Below are 11408 nucleotides of genomic sequence, written 5' to 3' on the forward strand. Positions count from 1 at the left end.
CGTACTGGGATTTTGATTTGATATTTAAAAGAGTTTAGTCTTTTATAATCTGGAATGTTTTGTTAGCACCATTGATGCTTACTTTCATTAAGTATACTCCAGATTCAAGTGTATTCATATCCAATCTTGGATTGGTTTGGTTTGGACGTTGCGTAATTACACGTTGCCCTAACACATTGAATACTTCTACTTGCTCTACATTGTTTTGCGCTTCAATGGTCAAGCTAGTCTTTACAGGGTTTGGATAGTATGTAAAGTTAGCTGAATCGAAGTCTATTGTAGAAATGTTTGTTTCTGGTAACTCTAATAAAGGACCACCAGCTGCTGTGGCTACCCATAATCCAAAGCCATTGTCTGTATCTGCATCATCTCCAAAGAATCCGCTTGCTACAACTGTAATTGCAGCGCCTTCAAAGCCTCCTAAGGTAGCTAATGGTGCTTCATAAGAAAACAATGCTGCTGGATCTCCTGCTGCCGCAATCTCTATGGTGTAATCTGCAACGGCTAAGTTTAAGTATCCATCAAATTCAGGATAAGCAATATTAGATACCAAGTTTCCAGCATCAGTTTCATTTACATCTACCGCTGGTGCATCTGGTGAACCGTGGTGCACCAATACATCTACTTGCGTTGGATCTGCAGCTACTGTTTGTGCGCCTGCATAAACAGATAACTCAAATGCATTATCACTAATAAATGCATCAGTATCTAAAACTCCATTGGCTACGATGATGTAATTCTCATCTTCCATTAAATTGAAGGTTTCAGTGTGCACACTTTCTGATAAATCTGCTCCAGCTGGAACCACATCTACTACAAAGTCTACACCTGCAGGAGCTAATAAAAACTCACTAGCAGTTCTAAAATCTACACCTGTTAAAGCAGGTAGCAATTGTCCGTCTAAATACACATCTACAGATGCAGCGGCTGGATCTGGTGAATTGTGAATTATCTGAACGTTAGCAAATACTGGATCTGGCTGATCTGATACAGTTAATGTATAATCAAATGCATCTCCATAAGTAATTGATTCACAAGATCCTGGATCTATATTATTTTGCCAGTAAGCTCTGAATCTTACTCTGTAATCTCCAGGAGTTACATCACTTGGTACTGTAAAGACAGAAGTTGCTGTATCAGCGTCATTTTCATCTGTAAATATCACTTCATCTTCAGCAAATTCTAAGTCATTATTCCAATCAACCCAAGCTTTTGCACCAAAATTATCAAAGCTATATTCAATTTCTACATCAAAAGAAGAATCTACAAATGCTTCTATGGTTTCTGAAGTTAAGTCTTGATAACCGCTGTTAGGACCTTGTTCAGTTTGAGCAATAGATACATTTTGTACAGCTCCAAGGGTTTCTAAAGAAGCAACATAATCAAAAGTACTAGTATGAACTGGACTACAATATCCTGTGAAGAATGAAAAAGCATCACTTAGTTCACTTTCTCCATCAGCTCCACAATCTGCATCCACATAAAATTCATAGTTTGTTTCAGCCATTAATCCAGTAACGGTTACGCTTGTGTCATCTGTAACTCCAGAGTCTACAGGAGTATCTACTGCAGGATCATCTCCTTCTGCAAATACATACCAAGTATATGCATCTTCAGTAGCCGGGTTAACAACTGCATCCCAAGATAATTCAGCTCCATCTAATGTAATATTAGAAACGTCTAAACCAAGTGGGGCATCACATGTTGGTGGTACACCTACAAAAACATTATCGATGTAAAATCTTAAATCTGGAGTAGTTCCATCTTGTTCTGCGTAAAATCCTACTTGAATTACACCTGAATATCCTGCCAATGAAATTTCTTCTTCAGTATTTGATAAATCATTTGGAATATTATTGTTATCGTAGGTAGCTACACTGTTGGTTGCTAAATCCCAAGTTAAACCACCGTCTTCCGAAATAACTACTTGTACAGAATGGTTACCCATATCGGTCACGGTTTCATCTCCAGACCAAGGTTTAACAAAAGCATCATAAGATAAAATATTATCTGCACTACCAGCGCCTAAATCGATTGTTTGGCTAGCTGCCCAGTCACTACTAGTTGAACTACTATATAGATTAATGTACAAAGCAGTTCCATTTGGATTGGCAGCATCATTATTAAAATTCTGGCCACCCCAACCTCCAAAGGTTACGTTATCAAAGATTCCTGTTCCTTCAGCCCAACAAGGTGATGAAGTATTGATATTGGTAGTAAATCCTGTGAAATCTTCTTCATAATTCAACGTTGCAGCTGAACATGCTGTGGTAAAGCTTACTGAAATGTATTCACTAAACTCTCCCGCATCACATACTGCACGCAAGTAAAAATCATATGAAGTTTCTGAACTTAAACTACTTAAGGAAAGTGTAGTTTCCCCAGCAGCAGTTGTACCGTTAGCTACATTGTCTCCAAAGTCATCAACAGGGTCTAAACCATCAGGCATTAAAACATATTCATACCCAGCGGTTTCAGAGATTGCTGCAGTCCACTCAAGATTTACAGAGGTATCATCTATACCATTTGTTGCTAAATCGCTTGGCGTTGGACACAAAACAGTTGTTGTGAAGCTAATTGATGCCCAATCACTTAAACCATCCGTATCACAATCTGTTCTTACATATAATACATAATCTGTTTCTGGCGATAATAAAGCTGATGTATCATTTGTTGTATTCACATCAGTAGAGCCATTATCAATCCAAGTGGTATCATCTGAAATATCACCTGAATCATCAATAATCGCCCATTCATAACCATTTACAGAGCTTGAAGAACCATCCCAGCTAAAATCTAAACTAGTTCCTGCTACATTAGAAGTTTCTAATGATGTTGGAGCAAAACAACTTGGTGCTTCTATAAAAGAAACATCATCAATTGCAATCTCATTGTAGAAATTGTCAGGTGTGTTGTCTACAATAAATCGAACTTGTACATCACCAGTAATGGTAAATGAACCTAAGTCTATAAGTACTTGTTGCCAACCATCTACATTAGCTTGATCATCAAAATACACTTGATTCCATGCAGTTCCATCCCAGAATTCAACTGTAATACTATTATCTGCATCGCCTTGAGATTTATAATGATGTACATAAAACTCTAATGCAGGAGTAGTCAAGCCACTCACATCTACAAAAGGACTTGTTAAAGTAATATCGTCTGCGGCTCCATTGAATGTTGAAGCATCAACAAATGCAAACGAACCACTTCCAGTAGTGTTATCGGTATAAGTACTTCCAAATGTTGGAGAGTCATCTACTTGCCATTCGCCATCACTACTGCTTTGAGACCAACAATTTGGTAAATCTGTACCACTATTGTCAAAGTTTTCGGAAAGTGATGTAAACGTAGCACATTCCGTCGTGAAACTTAATGCTGATGACCATTCACTTAATGATCCTCCACCACAGTTAGAACGAATAAAAGCTTCATAATCGGTTGCCTCAGTAAGCCCAGTAAGACTTTCAGTATCTACGCCACTACCTACACTACCTGTTGGAGTTGTAGAGTTGTCAGGAGTTGATCCATCTGTTATTAACACGTAATCATACCCATCAGAAGCATTAACTGATAAATCCCAAGATAAATCTGCTGTAGTATCTGTTATATTAGAAACTGATAAATTCTCAGGAGCTAAACAAGAGTCAAGCGTTGTAAAACTATATAAAACAGGATTACCTACATCACTCCCACAAACACTACTAATATAAATGTCATAATCTGTTTCTGCTTGTAAACCGGTTACATTTGCAGTTAAAGTTCCAGTAGTAGCATCTCCAGAAGCTACGGCATTTGAAATTGGATCTCCTGATAGTACAACCGTCCATTCATAACCTGCATCTTCTGAGGCTGAAGTTAACCAAGATACTTCTTCTTCCGTTGGGCTAACGCCACTACTGCTTGGATTATATGGTGCAGTACAGTTATCACAATCTACAGCACTTGTATAAATTGTAGTATCTGATAAACTTCCTGAACCACTTGGCAAGTTGAAAATTTCATCACCATTTCCATTAGTTATTGTAAATCCTACTTCACTTTCGAAGCTGCCGTCTACCCAAAAAACTTCAATCTGAGCAGCATCATCTACAGTTATGGTTTCTTGTGCAGAAGCACCATCGGTAAACGAAGCTCCGACTGTAGTAGATAAAACACCGTCTAAATAAACTTCCATCGCATTTCCATTCCATCCATCACCCCACGTATCTGTTAAATCAAAAACATAGTCACAACCCGTTGAAGCAGGCTCTTGACTGAAATATATATTGTCTAAATAAATATTAAATGGGGTGGTATTGGCTGAACCATCTCCATTAAACTGACCGTTAAAAATCAATTGATTTACAGCGTCCCAAGTCATATTTGTAAAATCCGTTTTGTCTAAGGTTACGCTGTTCCAAGATCCTGGAGTTAAAGGCACTTCAACTTGTACTTCTCCAGCTCCTGTGCCAAAGTTTATTGGTGAAACTCTTACTTGTCGGTCTGTACCATCTGGCACCCATATATCTACATGGAAATAATCCATGTCAGACAGGTCTAGTGCATTGTTATTATCTGAATCAAATTGTGTACCTTGGTATGTAAAATCTACATATTCTAAAGCAAAATTAGTTCCATCACCTGTTGGGTCGAAAGTAGTATTTACCTGCGGATCTACTGGCTGACCCCAAAATGGATCGAAATCTTCAATAGACACATTTGTATACGCATCTGAATAAATAGATACTACATTCGCTGCATCTTCTGTAGGAACAGGTGCTGAAGTTTCAGGTGCAGTTGGTGTTGAAGCAGATGCAAGTTTGTACAACTGCAAATTATCTCCAAATGATGAAGCGTAACATACAAATCTAGGCGAACCTGTATTGTAACGTAATACTCGGTCTGTTACTGCTGCATTTGTTGCAGTGAAGTAAGACTCCGTATCGTCATACGCCATAGTCCATCTTTCGTTGTCTCCGGCTACGGTAGCAACAGCTTGAATATTGTTACTAGATCCAGAGTACGAAGCGTAAATATCGTCAGCTTCATTGTAGATGGTCCATCCTGTACCATCATTTTCAATTAACCAGACATCTGCTACAGAGACATCAGTTAACTGATCTCCTGAAGGAGAGATAGCTGTTTCAGGAAATAAACTTCCTGTGTGTGCATTATTCATTGCAAACTCATCTGTTTCATTTGCAATTACATAATAACCGTCTTCTAACTCGGCTGTCGAGTTAATTTTGTTAAACTCACCTGTACCACTGTATTGCCCCCAGCTTACGCTGAAAATCAACAAGGATAACAAAGTGAACTTTAAACTTAGTAATTTAAATTTCATAATTTATTATATTTATTTTATTTGCCTAAACTTATAAATTTAAATTAAAACAAGCTTGATTATTTAAGATTATTTTCAGAAATAAATTTTAAGGTAAACTATTTATTACAAAAAAACCCGCTTTAAAAAAGCGGGTTATTGTAATCAAACTAAGTATATCGACTATTCCTTGATAATTTGAAAGGTTTCAAACTTCCCTTCTATTGTAACTTTCATTAAGTAAACTCCTGATGGCAAATCTTGCATTTGTATGCTAGGTGTATTGCTATTAGGCGTTTCAACTATTAATTTCTGTCCTGAAATGTTAAACAATTCGATAGATTCAACTAGTTTATCTGATTGAATATTTAAACTTGATTGAACAGGGTTTGGATAGTAAGAAAAATCTTCTTTTCCAAAACCAGGCGTAGAGAAGGTTTCTGACAAAACATCAAAATCAAACTCTTCAGGTAATTCTCCTTGTCCACCTTGACAGGATTGAACCAAGTCTGAAGTTAACTTCATATAAAAACCACCCGAAGTGGAAGTTAAAGTTACTCCTGCTAGGACTGCTCCATCTGAAGACGAATCGTAAATTAAGTTTCCGTTTTCATTAAATCCATCATATATTAATAGAACATCGTTGGAACCTGAAGTATCTTCAATACTTCCAGCGTTAAATATTAAATCTAAAGTTTCATCAGCGGTAGAAACAAATAGCCACTCGGTAGTTTCAAAATTACCATAACAGTAAACTTCATTATGAAATTCACCTTCTCCAATTTCAATAGGAACAATTGGACTTCTGAAACTTTCTGGTCCACGCCATTCGCTAAAATCGTCTGTACCACAAATTGATCTAACATAGAATTCGTAATCAGACGCAGAAGCTAAGCCGTCTACTATTACACTAGGTGTATCATTTACAATAACAGATTCAGATTCGTCACTATCTAATTCAAAACCTTCTAATCCATATTGCACTTCCCATTCATCTTCAACAGCATTCAATTCATTGGTATCCCAAGAAAACTCAACATCTTCTAAACCTACTATTTCAGCTTCAAGGTTAATCGGTGCAAAACATGTTGGAGACTCAATAACTCTAAAATTATCCATAGAAAACCACAAATCTTCAGAAGCTACTCTATTTACATAGAATCCAATTTTTACAAGACCTGAATAACCATCTAATGAAACATAATCTGTTTGATCAGGGCTAGGGATATTTGAATTATCATATGTATAAATAATATCTTGGTCACTCCAAGTATTACCTCCGTCTGTAGAAACAACAACATCAATTGTGTGCTGTCCCATTGTGGTTACTTGCGGGCTATCGATAGAACCACCACTAAAAGGCACAAGGCTTGCATCATACTCAATCACCAAATCAGTTGTTCCGTCTCCTAAATCAATTTGTTGTGAAACTAACCAATTTGTACCCGTGCCAAATACATTTAAACGTGCCGATTGGCCATTCTCTGTATTAGGCGTATTTGCATAGTTACCAGCTCCCCAGGTGCTATTAGCATCTGTAATAGACATTGAAGCTGTTAAGTCTCCTGTACCTTCAGACCAACATGGCATTAGATCGTTGTTATTGTAATTAAATGTAGCATTAGAAAAGTCTTCTACCGGTGTTGGAAAAGACTGTGGTAAACAATCTGTTACAAAAGATAATTGATCTGAAAGGTTTCCTGTTTCACCTCCACTACATTCGCTAAGCACATAGAAATCATAGGCTGTAGAGCTTGTTAAATCTGTAAGATTTAAAAAAGTATCTGATGTAGAACCACTCTCTATTGGAGTGTCTGTATCTGGATCAGCACCAGCATTGAATAATTTCCATTGATAATTAACTGCAGATGGAACAGAATCCCAACTTAAGTCTACTTCTTCTCCTCCTATAAATGTAGTTTCTAAACCACTTACTGCCCCACATAGTACTTCAGAAATTTCTAGCGTATACCCTGTTGTTTGTGGAGCTGCAAAAGTTGATATTACAAAGAAATAGTCTTCGCCTCCGGTCAAGGTAACTTCAAACTCTCTTATGTCTGATCCAGAATTTGCTTCACCATTAAGACATTGAGTACCAATATCTGCACAAGATTCATAAACAAAAATACCAGACCATGTATTAGTTGGATCCATAGTTACAAGAACGACCATGTCTTGATTTGGTGTAAATGAATACACAACATCATTACCATTTAAATAAGGTGAAGTTGAGCCACATTCTGCACCTGCACTACCATCATAAAAATCAGTGTAATTAGTAGTGTCGTCTGTAGTATTGTAAGGAACTGAACTAATCTCAATAGCAGCTGAACAATTATCTCCTAAAGCCACAGTAAAGAATTCTAACGTAATCAATTCTCCAAAACCATCTGTACCGCAATTGGAAATTATAGTAGCAACATAATCTGAATTCTCAGTTAGTCCTGTTGCTTCATAAGTAGTTACATCTTGTGCTAAATCTTCGGATACAATAGGAGTGTCAACTCCAATTTCATCACCTTCATTGTATACTTCTATAGTATAACCATCTGTAGCAGATTCAATTTCATTCCAATTAAAGGTTGCCGTATCTAAACCGGCACTAACTGTAAAACCAGTTACATTAAAACAAGTTGGTGCTTCGTCAACTGAAAATTCGTCTATACCTAAGTCATTATAAAAATCATTCCCTCGTACTGCTTTAAACCTAATTTGTACAACTTGTCCTTGGTATGCATTTAAGTCAAGAAATAATTGAATCCAGTCATCATCACTAGAAGTTTGTTGTGAGCCAGAAATAGTAAATATTTCGTCCCATTCTGTAGCAGAAGATTCTTTAACTTCTACTATAAAATCTCCCATTGATTGACCGTACATGTGATAATAAAATGAAACGGATGGATCAGTTAAAGGAGTTAAGTCTATAAGTGGTGAAGTTAAATTAGCAACATCACCTTCATTTCCATTAGAACCTTCTGTAAAAATATAGTTACCACTACCTGAAAAATCTGAACTTGGTCCAGTAGAACCTGAACTTGTTGTTCCTTCTCGAGTTCCCCAGAAAAAACCCAATGCATCTGGGTCTCTATCCCAACACTGATCTATTTCTGAATCTGTATTACCAAAACCAGTTCCTGAAACCCAAGTAGATCCATCAAAATTTTCGGAATAAGGAGCTGGCACTACATCGCATTCTGTTTGGAAGTTTATTAAAACACCAGGACTGCTCAAACCACTAGCGCCACAATCTGAGCGAACTCTAAATTGATAAACAGTACTGGCATCTAAACCAGAAACACTAGCAGAATTGGTGGTAGAAGATCCATCTGCAATAGGAGTGTCTGTAAATGGATCATCACCTTCTTCAAAAACATCCCAAACGTATCCATCTGTTGCATCTGGATTTTCATCCCATGAAAAAGATGCACCATCTACAACTGTACTTGTTACAGCTAAGTTTGAAACATTAAAACAAGTTGGTGCTTCGTCAACTAGAAATTCATCTACACCTAAGTCATTATAAAAGTCATTTCCTCGTACTGCTTTAAAACGGAATTGAACTACTTCATCTTGATAAGCATCAATTTCAATAATTTCTTCTAACCAATCTGCATCGTTTGATGTCTGTTGCTCACCTTCAACAAAGAAAATTTCGTCCCATTCTGAATCACTTACTAACCTTACTTCTAAAGAAAAAGATCCCATGCTTTGTCCGTACATGTGGTATTTAAATGTAACCGCAGGAGTTCCAAGAGCAGATAAATCTATGGGTGGAGAAAGTAATAAGGCTTCATCTCCTTCTACACCGTTAGATCCTTCAGTATATACATAATTCCCACTACCGGATGCATCTGCACTAGGGCCAGTACTTCCAGATCCTGTTCCATCTTCTCTAGTTCCCCAGAAAAAAGCTGGAGAAGCAGGATCGGCTGTCCAACAAGGATCGTATTCTGGTAAAGGAGTTGCATTTCCAAAACCGCCACCAGATACCCATGATGAACCATCAAAATTTTCAAAATAGGGAGCCGGAAAAGTAGAGCAAAGTGTAGTAAATTGTATTGCAGCGCTCAATAAACTTTGCCCATCAACACTGCCACAATCTGATGATATGTACGCCTGAAAAGTCTCTCCTGAGTCTAAACCATTAACGGTTACTTGATTTGTTCCAAAATCTACTGTTCCTGATTGCAAAGCAGTGTCTACTTCTGGGTCGTCACCATCGCTGAACACAAACCATTCATAGCCATCTTCTGCATTAGGAACTTCATCCCAACTAAAAATAACAGAATCTTCTGTAATACTATTGGCTTCAAATCCATTTGGAGGAATACACGTTTCTAAAGTTGTGAATGAAATAGGAGAAGTTATATTACTTAATCCGTTAGTATCACAATCAGACTGTAATGTTACTTTGTAATCTGTTTGACCGGAAAGACCAGTAATTGTAGTAGAAGTTTCATCTGAAGCTAAAGTTTCAGATATTACTGGTGCAGCGGTTTCAATATCATCGTCTTGTAAGAACACGTTATAGGTATATCCGTTTACTGCTGCGGAGACTTCGTCAAAACTAAGATCTGCTGTAACACCTGTAATATTGCTGATTGAAATACCTGTAGGCATAGGACAATCTGGGGCTGGCGTAATATTTACCGTATAATCTTGTGTTTCTCCCCAAGAAGAGCCTGGCGTACATGCATCGTTACCATCGACCCATCCACCAAATCTACCCATAACTCTCATTCGCGTAGTTGTTGGTGTTAAATTACTAGGAATAGTTAGTACTCCTGAATGTTGAGCAGCTGGATTAGAAGATTCAAACAATAATTCAGATTCATCAAAAACTTCATCTTCGTTAAGGTCAATCCAGATTTTAACACTCTGTGTAAATTGAGTTCCATAAACTACTTCAAAGTTGTAGGGAACACTAATTTGCATGTCAATTTCTAAATTGCTATCATCAGTAAAATCTCCATATGCATCAGGAGAACATCCTGTGTCTAAATGACTAAAACCTGCGTCTGGTATGGTAAAGTCTTCTATTAAATCAGAAGAACAACCTGTTGCATAGGTAGGCACACAATATTGGGCTTGTGAGAAGCACAAACCAAATACAAATAGTAATCCAGTTAGTAAAAATTTATTCATCTTTATGTTTTTTTAATTCGTGGGCGTAAATTAAAAAAAAGTTAGCATACATGACTTTTAATTCTCTTAAATATTAAATTTTTCTAAACAAAAAACCCCAGCAAATTGATTTACTGGGGTTTAACCTATGAAAATTATACTGTTATTGAAATTGTTCCATTACTTCTTGACTTACACCTACGTTAGAGAAACCTCCGTCATGAAATAAATTTTGCATGGTTACTTTTTTGGTTAAGTCAGAAAATAAAGTTAGGGTATAATCTGCACATTCGTCTGCAGTTGCGTTACCTAATGGAGACATTTTTTCTGCATAAGCTATAAAACCATCAAAACCTTTAACACCTTTTCCTGCGGTAGTTGGTGTTGGAGATTGCGAAATGGTATTTACTCTTACCTTTTTATCCTTCCCATAAAAATATCCAAAACTTCTAGCAATAGATTCTAAAAAAGCTTTATTGTCTGCCATATCATTGTAATCTGGAAAAACACGCTGTGCTGCCATATACGTTAGCGCAACTATACTTCCCCATTCGTTCATGGCATCTTTTTTATGCAAGGTTTGCATCAATTTATGAAAAGACATCGCCGAAACATCTAAACCTTTGTGCGTCCAATCGTAGTTTTGGTCGGTATATTTTCTTCCTTTTCTAACGTTAATAGACATTCCTATAGAATGCAATACAAAATCTAGCTTCCCACCCAAAACTTCTTGAGCTTCATCTATTAATTTTTCTAAGTCTTCAACATTGGTAGCATCTGCTGGAATTACTTTAGAATTGGTTTTTTCTGCTAATTGATTAATCGAACCCATTCGCATAGCGATGGGCGCGTTGGTTAATACAAAACTTCCACCTTCTTCGTGAACTTTCTCTGCTGTTTTCCAAGCAATTGAATTTTCATCTAAAGCGCCAAAAATAATTCCACGTTTTCCTTTTAATAAGTTGTATGCCATAAT

3 protein-coding genes are annotated in these 11408 nt (G+C 37.0%); all 3 read right to left on the reverse strand.

All coding sequences use genetic code 11. The features are described from left to right. Positions 1 to 34 precede the first annotated feature (34 nt). The 3 genes from IEV72_RS04385 to IEV72_RS04395 all read right to left on the reverse strand — a co-directional run bounded on the left by IEV72_RS04385 (position 35) and on the right by IEV72_RS04395 (position 11405). Entirely contained in the window at positions 35 to 5329 is a 5295-nt protein-coding gene (locus tag IEV72_RS04385) for a fibronectin type III domain-containing protein (protein ID WP_188457880.1), read from the reverse strand. A 162-nt stretch (positions 5330 to 5491) separates the two neighbouring features. Next, on the reverse strand, positions 5492 to 10453 hold the full coding sequence (locus IEV72_RS04390; protein ID WP_188457881.1) for a GEVED domain-containing protein: 4962 nt from the start codon (positions 10451 to 10453) through the stop codon (positions 5492 to 5494). 142 nt (positions 10454 to 10595) lie between these two features. After that, the gene (locus IEV72_RS04395; protein WP_188457882.1) at positions 10596 to 11405 is read right to left on the reverse strand and encodes an enoyl-ACP reductase FabI; all 810 of its coding nucleotides are present in this window, start codon (positions 11403 to 11405) and stop codon (positions 10596 to 10598) included. Positions 11406 to 11408 lie beyond the last annotated feature (3 nt).

The sequence above is a fragment of the Psychroflexus planctonicus genome, assembly GCF_014640195.1.
GTDB classification, from domain to species: domain Bacteria; phylum Bacteroidota; class Bacteroidia; order Flavobacteriales; family Flavobacteriaceae; genus Psychroflexus; species Psychroflexus planctonicus.

Coding starts and splice junctions, on each gene's coding strand:
- IEV72_RS04390 (WP_188457881.1), bottom strand. CDS start 10,453: ATGAATAAATTTTTACTAACTGGATTACTATTTGTATTTGGTTTGTGC.
- IEV72_RS04395 (WP_188457882.1), bottom strand. CDS start 11,405: ATGGCATACAACTTATTAAAAGGAAAACGTGGAATTATTTTTGGCGCT.
- IEV72_RS04385 (WP_188457880.1), bottom strand. CDS start 5,329: ATGAAATTTAAATTACTAAGTTTAAAGTTCACTTTGTTATCCTTGTTG.